This window comes from Bombella pollinis, from assembly GCF_026385485.1.
GTDB classification, from domain to species: domain Bacteria; phylum Pseudomonadota; class Alphaproteobacteria; order Acetobacterales; family Acetobacteraceae; genus Bombella; species Bombella pollinis.
The window spans coordinates 89,644-110,812 of record NZ_JANIDX010000004.1; the positions used below are offsets into that span (position 1 = coordinate 89,644).

Consider the following 21,169-nt stretch of genomic DNA (forward strand, 5'->3'; position numbering starts at 1 on the left):
GAATGATTATTAATTGAGGCATAAAGTCCAGACCATCGAGCAGAAGCAACGATGGGCCGGCGTCTCTAGCGGATAAAGGCGTAATAATGATGGTCTCACTCAAAAGCTTCTTTAATCCTGTAGGGTTAACAGTAGCCATGCTGGCGGGGGCTATGCTTCCGTTATCAGCACAGGCGAAGGATGTGCGTGATATTACGGGCGAGGTTGTCTCTGTCCCGGACCATCCGCAGCGGATTATCCTTGGTGAAGGACGGCTGATTTACGCGCTGGAGCCTTTAGAAGGCCGCCATTTGTTTGACCATATTGTGGGTTGGCAAGGGGAGTTCCGCGAGGCAGATACGCAGAATTATGAGCAAATGCTCAAAACCTTCCCAGAGGCGGCGCGTGTTGCAGTGATTGGCCGCACAACAGCCGATACGATTAGCCCAGAGAAGGTGCTAGACCTCCACCCAGACCTTGCCATTTTTAGCACAACAGGCCACGGGCCGGGGCAATCTGGCGATGTAACAGCGCGGCTTAGAGCAGCGCACATTCCTGTTTTATTTGTGGATTTCCGCCAAGACCCGGTAAAGACGACTGTGCCGAGTATGCTCATTTTAGGGCAAGCTCTTGGTCGTGAGGCCGAGGCCAAGGCCTATACAGATTTTTATGAAGAACGGTTAAAGGCTATTCGTTCGGTCGTGGAGACCATCCCAGAGGCACAAAAGCCGACTGTATTCATCAATATGCTAGCCGGGGCACGCCAAAGCTGCTGCCATACAGCTGGGCGTGGGAATATGGGTGCGTTTATTGAGGCCGCTGGTGGTCGTAATATCGCGGCATCTCTTTTGCCCGGTTATATTGGGGATGTCTCTGCCGAGATGGTTATCGCCCAAGACCCTGACGTGCTTATCTTGGATGGGACACGCGGCCCCGGCCATAGTGGTCCGGGCCTAAAGATGGGCTCTCAAGTCACGCCGGAGATGGCAGAAGCCTCATTAAATAGCCTCCTACAAGCCCCGGAGCTTGCAGGGTTGAAAGCGGTGCGGAATGGGCGTGCTTATGGCATTTGGCATACATTTTATGATAGCCCCTTCAATATCCTAGCGATTGAGGTCATGGCTAAGTGGTTTTACCCAGAGCGTTTTAAGGATTTAGATCCAGAGGCGGATCGTAGCCTTGTGCAGAGCCGCTTTACGGCTATGCCAAATAGCGGGACATATTGGATCAAGGCGCATGCCCAATAAAGATGTTATGAAAGACAGTGATGCTTCATCTGCGGAGATGACCCGTCTAGCCGCACGTTTGACGGGCATACAAACGGCCTACGCACAGCTTACGCGTCATAGGGTGGCTTTGTTGGGCATATTGGGTGGGTTGATACTGCTCTCATTATTGTTGGACTTCTCCTTAGGCCCAGCAGGGTTGGGGCCGCGCGCTTTAGTACATGCGCTCCTTAACCCCTCCTCCGGGACAAATGGTGTGATTGTCTGGCATATTCGTTTGCCTTACGCGCTTATGGCTATCCTTGTTGGGTGTGCTTTAGGCATTGCCGGTGGCGAGATGCAAACTGTGTTGGATAATCCATTGGCCAGCCCCTACACGCTTGGCGTGTCTGCGGCTGCGGCCTTTGGGGCATCTTTAGCGATTGTGCTGCATTGGCACATTCCTTATGTGCCAGAGACATGGATGGTCCCGCTAGAGGCCTTCTTATTTGCTGTTGGATCAGCTTGTTTGCTGGAGGTTGTGGCACGGGCACGGGGCCATTCCACCACGATGGTGGTTTTATTTGGTATTGCGCTTGTGTTTACCTTCCATGCTTTTGTGGCGTTGATGCAGTTCATTGCTGATGAGGATGCCCTACAAGACCTCGTCTTTTGGACAATGGGCAGTTTGACACGCGCTGATTGGGGGAAGATTAGCGTCATGGCGGTAGGCTGTGCGGTGGTCTTGCCTTTCTGCTTCCGTGCGGCCCCAGCTCTGACGGCTCTGCGTCTAGGCGAGGACCGTGCGGCGAGCTATGGGGTGGACGTTAAACGCTTGCGGATGATGTCTTTATTGCGGATTAGCATCCTCTCGGCCTTGGCGGTGTCCTTTGTGGGGACGATTGGGTTTGTCGGGCTGGTAGCCCCGCATATTGCACGGCGGCTTTTGGGGGAGGATCATCGTTTTTATCTTCCCGGTTCTGCTTTATGTGGGTGCTTGATAATGTCTCTTGCCTCCATCGCGGCAAAGAACATCATGCCGGGGGTTGTGATTCCTGTCGGGATTGTGACCTCCTTAGTGGGGATTCCTTTCTTCCTTGCTGTGGTTTTACGAAAGGGGGCGTAGATGCTGGAGATTGAGAGCCTTTGCGTCCATTATGGGCGGCGGGAAGTGCTGCACCGTATGACATTGGCCCCCATGCAAGCAGGGCGTGTTACAGCCCTTTTGGGGCCGAACGGGTCGGGAAAATCGACCTTTATGCGCGGTATTGCGGGGCTTATTCGGGCAGAGGGGCGTATTCGCCTAGGGGGGAAGGACCTCTCTAGCCTTGCCGTGGGGGAGCGGTCACGCTTAGCGGCGTATTTACCGCAGAGCCTTCCTCCAACAGTGCATCTTCAGGTGATTGAAGCAGTGATGGTAGCGCGCCGAGCGGGCGAGGCTGTCTCGGCTGAATGTGCGTTGCGCGATAGCACTGATGTGTTGGAGGAGCTGGGGATTGGCCATCTTGCCCTCCGCTATATGGATGAGCTCTCCGGCGGGCAGCGTCAGATGGTTGGTCTGGCACAAGCCTTAGTGCGCCGTCCCGCGATGCTGTTGCTGGATGAGCCCTTAAGCGCGCTAGATTTACGCTATCAGTTTGCTGTGATGGATGTTGTGAGGCGGGAGACGCGTAAACGCAATATCGTCACATTGCTGGTTGTGCATGACCTCAACATCGCTCTCCAACGCGCTGATGATGTCGTCTATATGCGCAATGGTCGCCTTGTCGCACAGGGTAGCGTGATGGGTGTTACCACACCTGAGGTTCTCGGTGATGTTTATGGGGTTGAGACCCGTCTCGAGGTCTGCCCCCGTGGCCTGCCTCATGTGCTGGTGGATGGCATTATAGGAGAGGATGCTTAAAAGAAGGGCATCCTCTTATAAGGGGATTAGGGCCAGATGACCTCTGGCGGCATGGACATAAGGATAGCCTCCGTATTGCCACCTGTTTTTAACCCAAAGAGCGTGCCTCTGTCGTAAAGGAGGTTAAACTCCACATAACGACCACGCCGTTTGAGCTGCGCTAAGCGGTCTTCCTCGGTCCACGGGGTGAACATGCGCTTGCGAACAATGGCGGTATAACATTCCAAAAACGCATCGCCGACATCGCGGGTGAAGGTAAAGTCGCTTGCGAGATTACCGCTATCGAGCCAATCGTAAAAGATGCCCCCAAGCCCGCGTGGCTCATTGCGATGTTTGAGGAAGAAATATTCATCACACCAAGCTTTAAAGCGTGGGTAATAAGCAGGGTCGTGCCTATCGCACGCTTGCTTAAAGGCGGCATGAAACATAGCCGCATCATCAAGAGCTTCTTGGCTCTCGGGGAACATGGGGGTGATATCGCCACCACCGCCAAACCAGCCCTTGGAGGTCAGGATCATCCGTGTGTTGAAATGCGCTGCACTGACATGCGGGTTACAGGGATGAGCTACGAGAGAAATACCAGTAGCAAAAAAGCGTGGGTCATTTTCTGCCCCGGGGATGGATTTGCGGAACTCCGGCGTGAACTCCCCCCACACGGTGGAAATATTGACGCCCACTTTCTCAAAAACGCGCCCTTTCATGACGGACATAACCCCGCCGCCACCTTCAGCACGCTTCCATGATGTTTGTTGGAAGCGACCAGCCTCCGCACGCCCCTTCAATGTTGGGGCATTTTCTGCAACAGCTTTATCCTCCAAAGCTTCATAAGTAGCACAAAGCCGATCACGCAGGTTCTCAAACCAATATTGGGCGTCTTTTGTTAGCCCAGTATGAGGGAGATCGGGGAGAACAAAGCTCGTGGAGGAAGGCATAATAATCTTCCTATTCTTCATAGAAGGATGTGATTTCTTTTACTTTACCATAGGGGGGATGCCTCACAAGACAAAAAGCCGTGTTCGCTTACTGGCTGTTCCTGATGCTGTCATTAGTAAAGGAAATGATTATGCTTTCCTTCATTTTATGGTGTAAGGGCAGAAGGAGGGCGTAATAATTTTTGCTCTTGATTTTAGGGATGCCCTGCTGAAAAACTCTCCGTTATCAGAGGAGAGACTGTCAGCAGCCTGTATGGGGGCAATGTGCCCATCAGTAAGGCGAGTTCAGGCAGGATGAAGTGAGGATTTATGGTTGCAGAAGATACAATCGAGCCTGTCATCGGTGTTATCGGAGGCTCCGGCCTTTATGAGATTGATGGGCTGGAAAACCGGGAATGGCGTCGCTGTGAGTCGCCATGGGGTAAGCCTTCGGACGAGCTGCTTTTTGGTACGCTGGAGGGTGTGCGGTGCGTCTTTTTACCACGTCACGGCCGTGGGCATCCTATCCCACCTTCCCATTTGAATTATCGTGCCAATATTGATGCGTTAAAACGCGCAGGCGTGACGGATATTATCTCCCTTTCCGCTGTTGGCTCTTTGAAGGAAGATTTAGCTCCCGGTCATTTTGTGTTGGTTGACCAGTTTATCGACCTCACACAAGGCCGCCCCCGGACCTTCTTTGAGGAAGGCTGCGTGGCCCATGTGGCCATGGGTGAGCCTGTTTCAGCACGAATGGCTAAAACATTAGCGGAAGAAGCTGAAAAGCTGGATATTTCCGTCACGAAGGGCGGGACTTATGTGGTGATTGAGGGGCCTCAATTCTCCACACGGGCTGAGAGTGAGCTTTATCGCTCTTGGGGGGCGTCTGTCATTGGGATGACAAACATGCCAGAAGCACGCCTCGCGCGGGAAGCAGAGATGAACTACGCTACCGTTGCGATGGTGACGGATTATGATTGCTGGCATGAGGAGCATGAGCATGTCACGGTGGAGGCTGTAATTCGGACGATGAAGAGCAACTCCACCCATGCGCGGGAGCTTGTCCGCCGCGCTATTCCTGCCCTTGGGAAGCCGCGGCCTATTTGCACAGGCCCCGGTGCGGCAGAGCGTGCGTTGGATAACGCCATTATCACCCCGCCAGAAGCACGGGATTTTGCGGCTATTTCACGTTTGGATGCGGTCGCAGGCCGTGTTTTGATGGGCTAAGTCCGGCCTGTAATGATGCAGGAATGACGCTGTAGAAAAGCCCCTCTGTTCCATCGTAAGCAGAGGGGCTTTTTTTATCTTTTTTTAGGATGAATGGGGCCTAAAATCCGTGAAGCAAGCCGCCATCAATCGGGATGCGCGTCCCGGTGATATAAGCGGCAAGCGGGCTTGCGAGAAATGCTACGAGATGGCCGAATTCCTCAGGCTGGGCATAACGGCCTGCGGGGATCCCAGCTTCTTTTTGTTTGCGAAACTCTGCGAGGGGAATACCCGCCTTTTCGGCACGGATTTTATTAAGCGTTGCAGTGCGTTCTGTCTCAAACCGACCGGGGAGAATGGTGTTAACAGTCACGCCATCCTGCGCTACCTCACGCGCAAGCGTTTTGCCCCAACTCGCTAAAGCAGAGCGTAACGCGCTAGAGAGAACAAGATTAGGGATAGGCTCCACAATACTGGTGGAGGAAATCATAAGGATGCGCCCAAATTGCCGTTGCCTCATCCCCGGTAGATATTGGCTGACAAGCTGCATAATGGGCAGCAGCATGGTTGTGGCTTCTTGCTGCCATAGGGCTGGGTCGCACTCTGTTGCAGGGCCAAGGGGCGGGCCGCCGCCATTGCCGATGATAATATCAACTTCTGGCAAATCTGCTTTTAAGGTTTTGAGGCACGTTTGGACACTCTCTTGAGAGGCAAAATCTACACTATGCCACTGTGGTGTGATGCTTGTCTCAGCCGTGATTTTTGTTGCAGCCTGTTGGAGGGTCGCCTCATTGCGGGCGAGGAGATAAGGGCGTACCCCTTCTTTTGCAAGGGCTAGGGCGGCCCCTAGTCCCAGCCCTTGGCTACCCCCCATAATAATGGCCGAGCGGCGCGTAAGATGTAGGTCCATAATCTGGCTCCCCCTTTTAAAAGACCTTCACACCATTCATCCTCTCGGAGAGGAGCGCAAGAGGGAGATGTGCTTGATATAGAATAAGAAAATCTAATGAATAATAGATATTAAAAGGCAATAACGATTAAAAAACATCATAAGGACGCCTCTCTCCTGCTTGACGCTGCTAGAGGGCATCACTATTTCTCATTCGCCCCACAAAATGGGGAGTTTTCTTGGTGCGCTGCTAGATTGAGCGCAATAACCCGGCTGCGCTGCTTTATGAGAAGGGCCAGCCTAGAATGGAGTGATCCATGACGAAATTTCGTCCCCTTCACGACCGTGTAGTGGTCCGCCGCTTAGATGGTGAGGAAAAAACCGCTGGTGGCATTATCATTCCTGAGACCGCTAAGGAAAAGCCAATGGAAGGCGAGGTTCTCGCTGTTGGCTCTGGTGCCCGTAACGAGCAAGGCCAGGTTGTGCCGTTGGATGTTAAAGTGGGCGACCGTGTCCTCTTTGGCAAATGGTCCGGCACTGAGGTGAAGGTCAATGGGGAAGACCTGTTGATCATGAAAGAGAGCGACATTCTCGGCGTTGTTGGCTAAGGCTGCGCCCTCTCTTTAAATCCTGTTCTGACCTTTGTTTAAGGAAGTGATATTATTATGGCTGCTAAAGACGTAAAATTTGGTGCAGATGCTCGTGAGCGTATGCTCCGTGGTGTGGATATTCTCGCCAATGCTGTGAAGGTGACACTCGGCCCTAAAGGCCGCAATGTCGTGCTGGATAAAAGCTACGGTGCCCCGCGCATCACTAAGGATGGTGTCTCTGTCGCTAAAGAGATCGAGCTTGCTGATAAGTTCGAGAATATGGGCGCGCAGATGGTGCGTGAGGTATCCTCTAAGACCAATGATGTTGCTGGTGATGGTACCACAACAGCTACAGTTCTGGCTCAGGCTATCATCCGTGAGGGGGCTAAAGCTGTCGCTGCGGGCATGAACCCGATGGACCTCAAACGCGGGATTGATAAAGCCGTTCTGCGTGTTGTGGAGGAGCTGAAAAACCGCACTAAGAAGATTTCTTCTCAGGATGAGATTTCTCAGGTCGGCACAATCTCTGCCAATGGTGAGTCCGAAGTTGGTAAGATGATCTCCGAAGCTATGGGGAAAGTCGGTCATGAGGGCGTCATCACGGTAGAAGAGGCCAAGGGCCTGCACACCGAGCTTGATGTTGTTGAGGGCATGCAGTTCGACCGCGGTTACATCTCCCCGTACTTCGTGACAAACACGGAGAAGATGACCGCTGATTTGGAAAACCCTTACATCCTGATTCATGAGAAGAAGATTTCTTCCCTTCAGCCGATGCTGCCGCTGTTGGAGAGTGCCGTTCAGTCTGGCCGTCCGCTGCTCATTATCGCTGAGGAAGTGGATGGCGAGGCTCTGGCAACCCTGGTTGTCAATAAGCTGCGCGGTGGCTTGAAGATTGCTGCTGTGAAGGCTCCGGGCTTTGGTGACCGCCGCAAAGCTATGCTGGAGGACATCGCCATCGTCACAGGTGGGCAGGTTGTCTCTGAGGAAGTTGGCATTAAGCTGGAATCTGTAACGCTGGATATGCTTGGCACAGCCAAGAAGGTGCATATCGATAAAGAGAACACCACCATCGTTGAGGGTGCTGGTGCGGCAGAGGCTATCAAGGGCCGTTGTGCACAAATCCGCTCTCAGATTGAGGCCACAACCTCCGATTATGACCGCGAGAAGCTGCAAGAGCGTTTGGCTAAGCTTGCTGGTGGCGTTGCTGTCATCCGCGTTGGTGGTAGCACCGAGGTTGAGGTGAAGGAGCGTAAAGACCGCGTGGATGACGCTCTGCATGCAACCCGCGCTGCGGTTGAGGAGGGCATCGTCCCCGGTGGTGGTACGGCTCTGGCCCGTGCAAGCCTGCTGTTTGATGATCTCTCCTTCGAGAATGACGATCAGCGCGCTGGTGCCCATATTGTGCGCAAGGCTCTTCAAGCTCCGCTGCGTCAGATTGCCCATAATGCGGGTGAAGATGGTGCCGTGATTGCTGGTAAGGTGCTGGAGCTGAGCAATTATAACGAGGGCTTTGATGCTCAGAAGGGTGAGTATAAGGACCTCGTAGCGGCTGGTATTATCGACCCGACAAAGGTTGTGCGTACGGCTCTGCAGGATGCAGCCTCCGTTGCTGGCCTGCTCATCACCACCGAGGCTATGGTTGCCGAGCGTCCGGAGAAGAAGTCCGATGATGCTGCTGGTGCCGGTATGGGTGGCATGGGCGGAATGGGTGGCATGGGGGGTATGGGCGGCTTCTAATCGCTTATCCTTCCCCATCCCGGTCATGTGGCCGGGATGGCCACCTGTCACGACAGGTCAAAAGAAAAGCCCCGTTCCTTGCCGGAGCGGGGCTTTTTTTCATGCGTTGTTTTTGTGCGTTATGGGTTAAGAAACCCATTAATATCCTCCAACGCTTCAGCAAGAGGGAGTCTTTGGATGGGCACTCCCTCGGGGAAGGCGGAGAGTAAGCGGGAGGGCATGCGGCGGTCTAAAATAATGAACACCCCGCGGTCATCCGCACGGCGAATAAGCCGCCCAAAGGCTTGTTGTAGGCGCATCCGGGTGATGAGGTCGTCATAATCACCAGGCCTGCCGCCGGAGAGATGGCGGCGGCGTTCACGGTGGAGGATATCGGGCCGTGGCCAAGGGGTGCGCTCTAACACGACCATACGCAGGGCCTCACCGGGGACATCCACGCCATCGCGCATCGCATCTGTGCCGAGTAAGCAGCTATTGGTCTCGGTGCGGAAAACATCCACCAAGGTGGCGTTATTCATCGCATCAATATGCTGGGCATAGAGGGGGATGTGTTTCATCCCCAAAGGTTCATGAATACGGCGATGAACCTCTTTAAGCCGATTAATGGCGGTAAATAACCCTAACGCGCCGCCATGAGCAACTTCAAAAAGGGCTTGGAAGGCTTGCGCCTGCGCGGCAGGGCCTTTGGCGAGGTCGGTAATGATGTAAGCGCGGGTTTGATGGGCGTAATCAAAGGGACTCATTAAAGAAGCCCGCATAGGCGGCTTGAGGAAATGCGTCGTCCCTAGCCGCCTTTCAGCGCGTTCCCAGCCGTCTTTTTCATCATCATCAGCTTTGCGGTCCCGCAATGTTGCGGAGGTAATAAGCAGCCCGTGGGTGGTGCTTTGCAGTGTGCTGGCAAAGGGGATAGTAGGGTCTAACCAATGGCGATTGAGGGCAATATCATGCCCCTCTTGCCCAAAGCGTGCCGTGGGTAAGGGTTCGCGATGGATGAAGTCCACAAAGGTGGGGAGTGTTGGGCTGAGGGGAGAGCTTGCAAGGATAGAGCGCAACATACTAATCCACCCCTGCAAACGGGAGAGGGCACGGCGGTAGAGGCTGCGTATTGCGCCTTCTACCCGTTGTTGAAAAGCGGTGTCGAGCTCCTCTTGGTCTTCCAACGCCTCACGAAGAATACGCAGGATGTCATCAAGTGGGGTGACAATCGCTTGCAGAGCGGTAAGGAGGGCCTCGGTTTGGTCTTTCAGAGTCGGGGGAATAGGGTGGAGGTCACATTCTTGCCGTGCATAGGCTCCATGCTCGCCTCGTGTTTGTAGGCTGATTTCTGCCAAGCGGGCATCAAGATGGGTATCAAGAGATTGAAGAAAAGCCTCTGCGGGTTGTTGTGCTGCGGCATCATCTAGGCTGGCTTCATGCTCGGCTTCCATAATAGGAGCATTGAGGCGGTTTTGCCGTGCCTCATGGAGCCGGTCGCTCCAACCGGGGCGGGGTAAGCCTTGCTGTGTGGCATAGACCAGTTTTTGGAAGGGGTCTTTTAGGGCAGGGAGAGCCTCTATGAGGTCCTCCATCCGGCGTAATAAGCCGCGTGCGCGAGAGCGGCTCCCTTCCGCACCGAGAATCCAACGCCGTAGCTCTGCGGTTTCTAACCCGGAGAAGGTGAGGGAGAAGGCACTATCGGCGGCATCGGGGATGTGATGGCCTTCATCAAATACATAACGGGAGGGGATGCCGTTTTCATCGGGCAAATTGCCGGGGGCAAGCTCTTGGGGGAGGAGGGCATTCCATGCCGCTTGGGAGAGGACGAGCGCATGATTAGCGATGACGAATTGGGCATGATGGGCGCGGCGTATGCCATGCTCAATAAAGCAGCTTTGATAATGTGGGCAGGCCGAATGGATGCACTCACCGCGCCGGTCTGCCAGCGTATTTAATAAACCACGTTGAAACAGCTCCCCAAACCAGCCGGGGAGGTCGCCCCCCATGAGGTCACCATCCTGCGTATGCTCAGCCCAAAGGGCGAGAAAGATAAGTGGGATAAGGCCATGTTGCTCATGCGGGGGGCGGTTAAGCCACGCATTTGTGAGGTCTTCCAAGTTTAAAAGGCAAAGATAATTCTCACGTCCTTTACGGATGACGGCTTGCTCCCGCCGCTCTATTGGGTCGGGATAGAGGCGGGTGAGTTCTTGCTCAATTTGGCGTTGTAGATGGCGTGTATAGGTGCTGACCCATACCGCCCCATCGTTCTTTTCCGCCCATAAGCTGGCTGGGGCGATATAGCCCATCGTTTTGCCTGTGCCTGTTCCAGCCTCGGCCAACATGATGTTGGGGGCGTTGGCAATATCGCGTGGGGCAAAAGCATAGCTGGCAGCAGAGGCAAAATCCGCTTGGCCGGGCCGTGGCTCTGCCGTGTGACCGAGCAAGGTGGCGAGGCGTTTGCGGGCCTCTTGCGGGTCCACTGGTTGGCTAGCGGCTTGGGGGCGAGGCGCGCGCTCCTCCCATTGGGGGAGACGTTTCCATATTTTCAGCGCATCAATCTCTTGCGCGCGGTTGGGGGGTGTTGTGTCAGGCGATGGCGGAAGGGCCTGCGTGACGATGTCATGCCAGCTCCACCCTGCTTGCTTTAGGGAGGGAAGAAGGAGGCGAATTGTGGCAAGGTGATGAGGTGGACGCGCGGGGAGGTCATCAAGCAGTTTCTGCGCGATTTCATAAAGGCTATCAGCTTGGAGGGGCTGTGTATCCTCGGGGGCGATGAGGCCAAGCTCTAAGGCGAGGCCACGGGCGGTAGGGGTAACATTACGCGCAGGATGAATGAGAAGGAAAAGCTCCAGCAGGTCTAACCACGGGGCTGGTGGGGGTTCTGGCGGGAGGTCCAACAGGCGTAGCGTGGCCGGGCCGTGGATGAGCAAAGGCGGGGGAAGCTGGCGTAATGTGCTGCGCAGCTCCTCTAACGGTAAGTCCAGCATTTCCCCATCAGGTGTGATGAGGGAGGATAAGCCATGGCGGGCAATGAGAGCCGGGGCATCAAAAAAGGAGTGAAAAAGGCTGGGCATTGCTGCTACCATACACGCGAATGGTCTTTTCTGCGAGAGAGAAGACATGCCTCCCTCGCATTAGGATACTTGACCCATAGAGTGTGGCTTCATAATTACCGTGGGATTATGACAAAACATTCACCGTCTTCTCAGACTGATTCGTCCCTTCCCAAGCTCTGGCCGTTTGAGGAAGCCCGCAAGCTCGCCGCCCGAGTGGCAGAGAGGGACCCTAGCAAACCGGTCTTGATGGAGACAGGTTACGGCCCCTCTGGTCTGCCGCATATTGGCACATTTGGCGAGGTAGCGCGGACAACATGGGTCCGTCAGGCATTTGAGGAGCTTACAGGCCGTAAGACCCGGCTCTTGGCGTTCTCTGATGATATGGACGCTTTGCGTAAAGTGCCGGGCAATGTGCCACAACAAGAGATGTTGGCAGAGCATCTCGGCTTGCCCCTCTCACGTATTCCTGATCCTTTTGGTACGCATGAAAGCTTTGCGGCCCATAATAATGCTCGCTTGCGTCAGTTTTTAGATGCCTTTGGCTTTGATTACGAATTCGCCTCAGCCACTGATTATTACACCTCCGGCATTTTCGATGCGGCTTTGAAGCGTGTTCTGGAGGAGCATGATCGCATTATTGAGGTCATCGCCCCTACATTGGGGAAGGAACGCCGCGCGACTTATTCCCCCGTGCTGCCCATCCATCCAGAGACGGGCCGTGTCATGCAGGTGCCTATCATCAGTGTGAATCCTGATGCTGGTACAGTGGCTTGGAAGGATGAGGACGGCAAGAGCTTTGAGACCTCTGTGTATGGCGGCCAGGCCAAAATGCAATGGAAGGCGGATTGGGCCATGCGCTGGTACGCCTTAGGGGTCGATTACGAGATGTCCGGTAAGGACCTCATCGATAGTGTGAAGCTTTCCTCCAAAATCTGCCGTATTTTGGGGAAAGAGCCGCCGCTAAATCTGACCTATGAGCTGTTCCTTGATGCTCATGGGCAGAAGATTAGTAAGTCCAAAGGTAATGGCCTCTCGGTAGAGGAGTGGCTGCGCTATGGCCCGGCGGAAAGTTTGGCGCATTATATGTTCCAGCAACCTACGCGGGCGAAGCGGCTTTACACCGATATGATTCCGCGTGCTACGGATGAATATTTGGCCCTTGTACAAAAGGGCGAGCAGCAAACAGCGGAGGAGTTCCGCTCTAATCCGGTTTGGTTTGTGCATGATGGGACGTTACGCCCGCAAGATACCAGCCCGGTTTCCTTCACAGCTCTGTTGAATCTGGCCAGTGTAGCGAACGCGCGGGAGGTGGAGACGTTGTGGAAGTTCCTGCGCCGTTATGATGCGTCTCTCTCGCCAGAGACACATCCTTATGTGGCGCGGTTGGTGCAACATGCGTTGGATTATTTTAATGAACGCGTCCGCCCGACAAAGGTCTTCCGTGCCCCAACGGAGACAGAGCGCAAAGCGTTGGAGGATCTTGCCGCCACGCTAAAGACTGTACCCGAGACGGCCAGCCCGGATGATGTGCAAAATGTCGTCTTTGAAGTGGGTAAGCGGTATTTTGCCAAGCCAGAGCTGCGGTCATGGTTCGGTTGTTTATATGAGGTCCTACTGGGCCAGAAGGAAGGGCCGCGCTTTGGGATTTTTGCAGCACTCTTTGGGCTGAAAGAAACCATTGCTTTGATTGATGAAGCTTTAGCGCGCCCTGTAGATGCCCATGCTGGAGAGGCTGAAGGCTAAGATGGCCGAGCATGCCGGTACGCCGCAGGAGGAGCCTGCCCAAACGCCATGCTCTGTAAAGGGTAAATGGTTAAGGCGGTTGCTTACTCGGTTGCCTGCATTGGTCGGGCTGGTGTTGTTGGTCGCTGCCATTATTGTGATGTGGCGTGAGGTGCGGCATCTTTCCTTCCCCCAAATTATTGGGGGATTACGGGCTATCCCCGCTCTGAGTTTGTGGGAGGGGGCGGGGGCCACGCTGCTCTCTTATGGGATTTTATCGTTTTACGATGGTCTTGCATGTCGCCATGTGGGGGCGGGTGTCTCGTGGGGGCGTTCGGCCTTTGTGGCGTTTTGCTCCTATGTGTTGTCTCATAATTTAGGCTGCGCTGCGATATCAGGCACGGCGGTGCGCTATAGGCTGTACCGAAATTGGGGCGTCTCGGGGCGGAAGATTGCCTCCATCGTCGCGTTTTGTTCAATTACATATTGGCTGGGGATGATTGGCTTAGTTGGGGTTATTTTGCTCACTCAGCCGGGCATTATCCCTTATATTCGCACGATGCCGCTTTGGGTGCCTAAGCTTGCCGGGGGTGGTTGCTTTGCTGTTTTGCTGGCTTATGTACTCATCCCATGTTGGAAGCGTGAGATAACGCTTTATAAATGGACTTTGCCGCTCCCTACATGGCGTATCGGGCTGGGGCAGATTCTTGCGAGTATGGCCGATATGTCTGCCACGGCTTTGATCGCCTGGTGCGTGATGGGTCCTTTGCCTGCGGGATGTAACCTAACCTTTGGTGGGTTCCTCGCGATTTATATCGGGGCTTATACAGCGGGGCTTTTGGCCAATGTTCCCGGGGGCCTCGGTGTGTTTGATAGCACCATGATGCTGGCTCTCTCCCCGTGGTTTTCCATCCCTCATATTATGAGCGGCATCCTCGTTTTTCGCTTATTTTACTACATTATCCCCCTACTTGTGGCTGGGCTGATGTTCGCCGGGCATGAGCTAATGGTACGCGGGGCTCCCTTCTTAGCGCGCTTTGGTCGTGTGGTTGAGGCCAGCCAAGCTTTGCGTACGTCTGAGGGGGACTTCTCCACCATCGTGGCAACGGGCAGTCAGGCTGTATTAGGCGTAGCATTGGTGCTGTATGGGCTGCTTACGCCTCTCCCTGCGTTTCGTTCCTCTCTAGAAGGCGGGCTTATGCAAGGTGCGGCCTTTCTTCTGGTAGTCGCTGGGGTGGTGTTGATCGCCCTCTCCACAGGGCTTTCGCGCCGGGTTGCACTGGCATGGCGGCTCTCGGTGATTGTGTTGAGCGGCACGGTGGGGATTTTAATGTTACGGCAAGCCCATTGGGCCGTGTTTGTTGTGGTGATGGCCGTGTTGGTAACATTAATCCCGTTTCGGAAGGCTTATTATCGGCAGGCTTATTGGCGGGTAGAGCCATGTTCTCCCTTTATTCTTGCCCCTCTATCCTTATGGCTTTGCGGTTTGGCGGGGGTGAGGTGGATTGCACGCCAGCATCATTTAGGGCCGATTTGGTGGCGGGCAATGGTTTATGATGCCCATACAGCCATAGGCCGCTGGGTTTTGGGTGGCTCGGCTTTATGTTGTTTATTAGGGTTCGGCTTAGCCCTCCGGCGGGCACGTTTGCATGTGCAACCATGGACCCTGACGATGAGGATTCGTTATGCCTGTTTGCAAGATGCGCGATCGGCTCTCCCCATACCGCAGAGCCGTGGTTTAATGCCGGAGGGCATTGTCGCTGATGCAACCGGTACCGCGGCTTGTGCGGTGATGCGTTTAAGCCCTTTTCTGTTCTCAGAGCCTATTTTGCTATGCCTTGGGGGAGCGGTAGGAGCCCCTAAACAGCGGGCCGGAGCGATTTGGCGATTGCGCGATTATGCGGTGCAGGAAGGATGCCGTTTGGCTATTTTCCAATACGGCGCACGGCAGGCAGAGATTTACCGCTCTATTGGTCTGGAGGCGTTCTCTTTAGAGGCAGAAGATGGGTGGTTTTTGCTCTGTCGGGTAGAGGATTATCTAGCTTTACGGAAAGTCATCGGGCTTTGGGGATGAACCGAGCGCATCATCAAGGAGAAGGCTGGGGATAGCGGGATATTGTTCCAAAAGTTGAAAATGGTCCTCGCCGTGAGAATGGAGATGTTCTAGGAGCATGAGGTGATCAACCATCATGGGTGAACTGTGAAAGAGGTTATGACGTTGCACCCATGTCATAAGGTCGGTTGGGGCAGCGGGGTCGAGCCGTGCAATGGTCATTGTGGGGATGAAGGGGCGGCGCGATGATGCAAAACCAGCACGTCTTAGTAAGGTTGAGAGCTTCTTTTGGAAGGTAATGAGTGCTTGCTTGGGCGTTATCCCAACGCTGAGCGTATCTTCAACCTCCCCTAAATGATGGCTGACCTCCTGCAATGTGATGGAAAAAGGCTCCCAGTGGAAATGGGAGAGCGTGGCATCTAGCTCCTCCAAAGCATGGCGTGCGGTGATTCGGCCTAAAGTGTAGAGAGGAATCATACAATGTGCAGGCGGGAGCCAGCGTACCTCATTTAAACTATCACGCAGCACGTTAAGTTCGTCTTGCACGGTAGCGGAGAGGGGGAGAACGAGGAGGAAAGACATAGGGGGAGTGTAGTTCATCTTGACTTCAGCAGGAAAGACCCCACATTTTGCATAGGTTGGGGATGATGTATCCCTTTAGACTTATAGTTTAATTCCGGAACAGTGGGTATCATGGCTTCTTATTCCGATTTTGACTCCTCACGGGGATACTCGGCCGCTGCAGCGTTTGATGCTGGTTTGCGCGCTTATATGGTGCGCGTTTATAACTGGATGGCATTCGCTCTGTTTCTAACAGCCGTTACGGCTTATGCCGTGGTTCATACCTCTCTGCGGACGTTGTTTTTCCACGTGGTGCAGCGGGGGGACGAGTTTGTATTGGCCCCAACGGGCTTAGGTATGGTGGGGGTTTTCGCGCCGCTCGCTTTTGTTCTTGTGCTGTCATTTGGGGTTAATCGTCTCTCCCGCTCAACTGCGCAGATGCTTTTTGTGCTCTATAGTGTTGTTATGGGCATTAGCATGGCCTCTATATTGATGGCCTATACTGGGGCTTCAGTTGTGCGGACCTTCTTTATTACGGCATCGCTTTATGGTGTGATGTCCTTATGGGGCTATGTCACGAAGCGCTCTCTAATGGGGATGGGCTCTTTCTTAATGATGGGCCTGATTGGTCTTGTTATTGCCTCTCTTGTGGCGCTGTTTATCCCCTCACAAGGGATGACAACGGTAATCTCCTTCATCGGAGTGCTGATTTTTGTAGGGTTTACGGCTTACGATACCCAGCGCATTAAATTTTCTTATCAGAGTTACGCCTCGGCTTTGCCAGCTGAAGCATTGGGGAAGATGAGCGTGTATGATGCGCTCTCTATGTACCTAAATTTTGTTAATCTTTTTCAGTTTCTTCTTCAATTTACTGGGACGAGATCAGGTGGCCGTGACTGACTTTAGAAGAGTCGGAACATTGCATAAAATAAGAAAGGGGCCAGAGCTGCCCCTTTTTTGTTGCGATTTTTTGCGATTAGGAGGATAATGAGAAATTAAAATGCGTAGACTCTATTTTGTAATCTCATTGTGATGACATATAAGGAATGGCGGCTAACTGGTCTTTTTTGTAAGAAAGACCAGGGGGGTCTCTTTTTTTGTTGAAATTGACCCCTTGTAATCTGGGCCATTCCAGATGATTAAAAGTGGCGACACTGGGGCGTTTGTACGTCCTATATTTCATTAAGTACGGGGGGAGGTGTTCCCCCTCGTTGTCAGGATACGAACGGGAAAGGCACATATAAGATGACGACGTTCGATAGCAGTTGTGCTGTCCTGACTGTGTCAGAAAGTGTTCTGACCCCTTTTGTGGCAGAATAACAGATAGAGGCAGGATCCATGAAAAGACTCTGGCGATTTTTCCCGGCGTTGCCTGCATTGATGCTGTCGGGCTGTACGGTTGATCTTCTTCAACCCGCAGGTCCGATCGGGGAAGGTAATCGCGACATGATGGTGCTTGAATGGGCCGTCATGATGTGCGTTGTGGTTCCAGTAATTATTGCGACCCTCATATTTGCGTGGAAGTACCGGGCATCTAATGAGAAGGCCGAATATTTGCGGAACTGGTCACATTCAAACAAGATTGAGGTATTTATCTGGGGTGTACCCATCCTCATCATTCTTGTTCTGAGTGGCTTTAACTATTGGAGCACGCATTATTACGACCCGTATAAGCCTATCTCTAAAGAGATGCTGGCTAAAGTTGGTGCGCCAAATGCAAAACCGCTCCGTGTGGAAGTGGTCTCTCTGGACTGGAAATGGTTGTTTATTTACCCAGATCTCGGGATTGCTACCATCAATGAGCTTGATGTTCCCACAAAGACTCCTCTGGATTTCCGGATTACGTCTGATAGTGTGATGACATCCTTCTTCATCCCTCAGCTTGGGTCTCAGATCTACAGCATGGCAGGTATGGAGACGCAGCTCCACCTATTAGCAAGCCGTCCGGGTAACTATCAGGGTGAGGCCGCTCAATATACAGGGCCGGGCTTCTCTGATATGCGCTTCCGCACGATTGCTATGCCCCAAGAGCAGTTTGAGGCATGGGTGCAGAGCGTCCATAACACTGAAAATCCGTTCGTAGCTAAAGAGGCACTGGACGCACAAACTTACCCGAAATATCAGGCCCCGCCGGCTGTCTCTAACGAGGTAGCACCAAAACCGGCTCCGGTTCTGTATTTCTCCAACGTGCAGTCCGGCTTGTTTGAGAGCATTGTTGCGAAATACAATGTTGGCAACAATGCCCACGGGAAAGATAGCAAACCTATGGGTGATATGCCTATGGATACGCATTCTGACTCTCAGATGGCTGCGCCTTCTAATACCGGCATGTGAGGACTAATCTAAAGATGCTCGGAAAACTTACCCTTTCTGCCATACCGTATGATGTGCCGATTCTTGTCGGTACATTTATTGGTGTGGCTGTAATCGGGATTGCCGTGCTTGCGGCAGTCACTTACTTTAAAAAATGGGGTTATTTGTGGCGCGAGTGGTTAACCACCGTTGACCATAAGAAGCTTGCCGTTATGTACGTCATCCTCGGCCTTGTCATGCTTGTGCGTGGCTTTGCTGATGCGGTGATGATGCGTACGCAGCTTGCCCTTGCTTACGCTGGTAACCCCGGTTACCTGCCGCCGCACCATTATGACCAAGTCTTCTCCGCTCATGGCACGATCATGATTTTCTTCATGGCCATGGTGATTATGCAGGCTTTGTTCAACTTCGTGGTGCCGCTGCAAATTGGTGCGCGTGACGTTGCATTCCCGCTGATTAACTCAATCAGCTTCTATATGACGTTGGTCAGTGCTATCCTCATCAACATCTCCCTGTTTGTTGGTGAGTTCTCCAATGTTGGTTGGCTTGGCTACCCGCCAGTCTCCGAGTTGCAGTTTAACCCCGGTGTTGGTGTGGATTATTACATCTGGTCTGTGCAGATTTCCGGTATTGGGACGCTGCTTACCGCTGTAAACTTCATCACAACGATTGTTAAGCTCCGCGCCCCCGGCATGAAGTGGATGCATATGCCTGTCTTTACATGGACGGCATTCTTCTCCTGCATCATGATCCTGACGACCTTCCCGGTTCTGACGGTCTCCATGGCGTTGCTGGCACTGGATCGTTACGTTGGGATGCACTTCTTCACCAATGATGGTGGTGGTAGCGTTATGCTCTACCTGAACTTGATTTGGTCTTGGGGTCACCCAGAGGTTTACATCCTTATCCTGCCTGCTTTTGGTGTCTTCTCCGAAATCGCAGCAACCTTTTCCGGCAAGCCGCTCTTTGGCTATGCCACGATGGTTATTGCAACGGGTATCATCACCTTCTTAGGCAGCATTGTGTGGGTGCATCACTTCTTCACAATGGGTGCTGGGGCAGATGTGAACACCTTCTTCGGTATTATGACGATGTTCATCGCCGTGCCGACAGGTGTGAAAATCTTCAACTGGCTCTTTACCATGTATAAGGGGCGTGTCCGTTTTGAAGGCCCGATGAACTGGATTGTCGGCTTCATGATCACCTTCTCCATCGGTGGTATGACCGGTGTGATGATGGCGATGCCTGCAGCGGACTGGGTGATTCATAACTCCCTCTTTTTGGTGGCGCACTTCCATAACGTGATTATCGGTGGTGTGTTCTTTGGTTATGTTGCTGGTCTGAGCTACTGGTTCCCGAAGGTCTTCGGCTTTAAGATGCGCGATGTTTGGGGGAAATGGGCGTTCCGTTTCTGGTTCGTTGGTTTCTACGTCTCCTTCATGCCGCTTTATGTCGTTGGTCTGGAGGGTATGACCCGCCGTATGAACCATTATGACAACCCTAATTGGCATCCTTGGTTGCTGGTGGCTTGTGTTGGTGTGTTCATTTTGGCGGCTGGTGTGGCATGTCAGGTCATCCAATTTGTTCTCGCAGCGTTTGATGCGGTGAATAAAAAGCCTGATGCGCTAGACCTAACAGGCGATAACTGGGGCTCTGGCCGTACGCTGGAGTGGTCTTTGCCTTCCCCTGTACCGCATTATAACTTTGCTCGTTTGCCGGTCGTTCGCGGTTTGGATACATTCCATATCGAGAAGGAGCTGGGTCGCCCAGCACCATTGGCTGAGCTAGAGCCTATCCATATGCCAAAATACTCTGCCGTTGGTCCTGTCCTCGGGGCTTGCGCGCTGGTGATTGGCTTCGCCCTTGTCTGGCATATTTGGTGGGCTGTGATTGCGGGGCTAGTGGTATCCTTCTTCACTGTGGTTCACCGTAGTGCGAATTTGGATATCGACTTCTACGTCCCTGTAGAGGAGATCCGCGCTGATGAAGAAGCTTTTGCCAAGCGGCTTGCCGCTGCTCAGGCAGCAGAGTAAAGGGAGGCGATGAAAACCATGTCTTACGACACAACTCACGCATCCGTTGCTCATAACGAGGAGCATGAGCATCATCAGCAGGAAACCACAATTTTTGGTTTCTGGGTCTATTTGATGACGGACTGCATCATTTTCGGCACGTTATTTGCCGTTTTTGCATCGCTCTGCCATCATTTTGCTGGTGGGCCAACGGGGAAAGAGCTGTTCGACATCAAGAATGTTGAGATCGAAACAGCTATCCTGTTGCTCTCCTCTATTACCTACGGCTTCGCGTCTATTAATGCGCATAAGAAGAACAAAGGTGCCGTGTTGGTTTGGCTGTTGCTGACCTTCATCCTCGGTGTCTCCTTTGTCACCCTTGAGATTAAAGAGTTCCATGAACTCGTAGCTCATGGGGCAGGGCCGGATAAATCCGCCTTCCTGTCTTCTTTCTTCACGTTGGTGGGGACGCACGGGCTGCATGTCACGATTGGCCTTATCTGGATGTTCATTTTGTTCTTCCAGGTTATGGGCAAGCAGGGGCTTAGCACTCGGATGCAAACAAAACTGACATGCCTGAGCTTGTTCTGGCATTTCCTTGATATTGTTTGGATTTGCGTCTTTTCCTTCGTCTACCTGGGGAGTGTTGTCTAATGAGCGAGAATCATACGACATCGCACGAAGGTGAGAGCCACGGCTCTTACGGCTCCTATATTGTTGGGTTTGTTCTTGCTGTTATCCTGACAGTGGCGTCTTTTGCCACTGTCTTGAGCAAGGCCTTCGCCTTCTGGCAGACGATTGCCATTCTTGCTGTGTTGGCGACAGTTCAGGTTGTTGTGCATCTGGTCTTCTTCCTCCATATGGGGACGAAGAGCTTGTCTCAGCGTCAGAATCTTGCTGCCTTCATCATCACAGTGTTGATGGTTGCAGTGGTGATTGCGGGTTATCTGTTTGTCCTTTGGGATGCCCAGATGAATATGATGCCCGGCTGATACGCCGTTTCATCTTTCAAGATGAGAAAAAGCCGGTGGGGGCCAACTCCACCGGCTTTTTATG

The 21,169-nt window shown here is 53.1% G+C and carries 17 protein-coding genes; 13 read left to right on the top strand and 4 right to left on the bottom strand.

Features of this window, described 5'->3' with window-relative positions:
* The first annotated feature begins 86 nt into the window (after window positions 1–86).
* The 3 genes from NQF89_RS05020 to NQF89_RS05030 are packed head-to-tail and all read left to right on the top strand — an operon-like array spanning window position 87 to window position 3,087.
* Window positions 87–1,226, top strand: coding sequence for an ABC transporter substrate-binding protein (locus NQF89_RS05020; RefSeq protein ID WP_304488801.1), 1,140 nt, complete (start codon window positions 87–89; stop codon window positions 1,224–1,226).
* On the top strand, window positions 1,216–2,310 hold the full coding sequence (locus NQF89_RS05025) for a FecCD family ABC transporter permease (RefSeq protein ID WP_155572994.1): 1,095 nt from the start codon (window positions 1,216–1,218) through the stop codon (window positions 2,308–2,310). Before NQF89_RS05020 ends, NQF89_RS05025 begins: the two co-directional genes overlap by 11 nt.
* Window positions 2,311–3,087: an ABC transporter ATP-binding protein gene (locus NQF89_RS05030; protein WP_155572995.1), complete on the top strand. Its 777-nt coding sequence runs from the start codon at window positions 2,311–2,313 to the stop codon at window positions 3,085–3,087.
* A gap of 26 nt (window positions 3,088–3,113) precedes the next feature.
* On the opposite strand, the gene hemF is transcribed toward NQF89_RS05030, so the two are convergent.
* Window positions 3,114–4,019, bottom strand: a complete 906-nt coding sequence (gene hemF / locus NQF89_RS05035) for an oxygen-dependent coproporphyrinogen oxidase (protein ID WP_155572996.1) — start codon at window positions 4,017–4,019, stop codon at window positions 3,114–3,116.
* Between the two features lie 309 nt (window positions 4,020–4,328).
* On the opposite strand from hemF, the gene NQF89_RS05040 reads away from it, so the two are divergent.
* The gene (locus tag NQF89_RS05040) at window positions 4,329–5,225 is read left to right on the top strand and encodes an S-methyl-5'-thioadenosine phosphorylase (RefSeq protein ID WP_155572997.1); all 897 of its coding nucleotides are present in this window, start codon (window positions 4,329–4,331) and stop codon (window positions 5,223–5,225) included.
* Between the two features lie 100 nt (window positions 5,226–5,325).
* Here the strand turns inward: NQF89_RS05040 and NQF89_RS05045 are convergent, their stop codons facing one another.
* On the bottom strand, window positions 5,326–6,114 hold the full coding sequence (locus NQF89_RS05045) for an SDR family oxidoreductase (RefSeq protein ID WP_155579199.1): 789 nt from the start codon (window positions 6,112–6,114) through the stop codon (window positions 5,326–5,328).
* Between the two features lie 296 nt (window positions 6,115–6,410).
* Between NQF89_RS05045 and groES the strand changes: the two genes are divergently transcribed.
* Complete coding sequence (gene groES, locus NQF89_RS05050) at window positions 6,411–6,701, top strand: co-chaperone GroES (RefSeq protein ID WP_099026048.1); 291 nt, start codon at window positions 6,411–6,413, stop codon at window positions 6,699–6,701.
* Window positions 6,702–6,758: 57 nt separating this feature from the next.
* Window positions 6,759–8,420, top strand: coding sequence for a chaperonin GroEL (gene groL / locus NQF89_RS05055; RefSeq protein WP_099026047.1), 1,662 nt, complete (start codon window positions 6,759–6,761; stop codon window positions 8,418–8,420).
* Window positions 8,421–8,539: 119 nt separating this feature from the next.
* Here the strand turns inward: groL and NQF89_RS05060 are convergent, their stop codons facing one another.
* On the bottom strand, window positions 8,540–11,470 hold the full coding sequence (locus NQF89_RS05060) for an ATP-dependent DNA helicase (protein WP_266137727.1): 2,931 nt from the start codon (window positions 11,468–11,470) through the stop codon (window positions 8,540–8,542).
* Window positions 11,471–11,578: 108 nt separating this feature from the next.
* Here NQF89_RS05060 and NQF89_RS05065 point away from each other — a divergent pair, with 108 nt between their 5' ends.
* Together NQF89_RS05065 and NQF89_RS05070 are read left to right on the top strand one after the other, a co-directional pair.
* A complete protein-coding gene (locus tag NQF89_RS05065) occupies window positions 11,579–13,195 on the top strand; it encodes a lysine--tRNA ligase (protein WP_266137670.1) in 1,617 nt (538 codons plus the stop codon).
* 1 nt (window position 13,196) lies between these two features.
* Window positions 13,197–15,248, top strand: coding sequence for a lysylphosphatidylglycerol synthase domain-containing protein (locus tag NQF89_RS05070; protein WP_266137671.1), 2,052 nt, complete (start codon window positions 13,197–13,199; stop codon window positions 15,246–15,248).
* On the opposite strand, the gene NQF89_RS05075 is transcribed toward NQF89_RS05070, so the two are convergent.
* Window positions 15,219–15,827 carry a 2'-5' RNA ligase family protein gene (locus tag NQF89_RS05075; protein WP_266137672.1) on the bottom strand — a complete coding sequence of 203 codons (609 nt, stop codon included), beginning with the start codon at window positions 15,825–15,827 and terminating at the stop codon, window positions 15,219–15,221. The two genes, NQF89_RS05070 and NQF89_RS05075, sit on opposite strands and share 30 nt — an antisense overlap.
* Before the next feature lie 93 nt (window positions 15,828–15,920).
* Here NQF89_RS05075 and NQF89_RS05080 point away from each other — a divergent pair, with 93 nt between their 5' ends.
* The 5 genes from NQF89_RS05080 to cyoD all read left to right on the top strand — a co-directional run bounded on the left by NQF89_RS05080 (window position 15,921) and on the right by cyoD (window position 21,105).
* Window positions 15,921–16,688 carry a Bax inhibitor-1/YccA family protein gene (locus NQF89_RS05080; RefSeq protein ID WP_266137673.1) on the top strand — a complete coding sequence of 256 codons (768 nt, stop codon included), beginning with the start codon at window positions 15,921–15,923 and terminating at the stop codon, window positions 16,686–16,688.
* A 480-nt stretch (window positions 16,689–17,168) separates the two neighbouring features.
* Complete coding sequence (gene cyoA, locus NQF89_RS05085; RefSeq protein WP_155573500.1) at window positions 17,169–18,122, top strand: ubiquinol oxidase subunit II; 954 nt, start codon at window positions 17,169–17,171, stop codon at window positions 18,120–18,122.
* Between the two features lie 14 nt (window positions 18,123–18,136).
* The gene (cyoB, locus tag NQF89_RS05090) at window positions 18,137–20,134 is read left to right on the top strand and encodes a cytochrome o ubiquinol oxidase subunit I (protein WP_155573003.1); all 1,998 of its coding nucleotides are present in this window, start codon (window positions 18,137–18,139) and stop codon (window positions 20,132–20,134) included.
* An 18-nt stretch (window positions 20,135–20,152) separates the two neighbouring features.
* Entirely contained in the window at window positions 20,153–20,767 is a 615-nt protein-coding gene (gene cyoC / locus NQF89_RS05095) for a cytochrome o ubiquinol oxidase subunit III (RefSeq protein ID WP_155573004.1), read from the top strand.
* Window positions 20,767–21,105, top strand: coding sequence for a cytochrome o ubiquinol oxidase subunit IV (cyoD, locus tag NQF89_RS05100; RefSeq protein WP_155573005.1), 339 nt, complete (start codon window positions 20,767–20,769; stop codon window positions 21,103–21,105). Before cyoC ends, cyoD begins: the two co-directional genes overlap by 1 nt.
* Window positions 21,106–21,169: the final 64 nt, after the last annotated feature.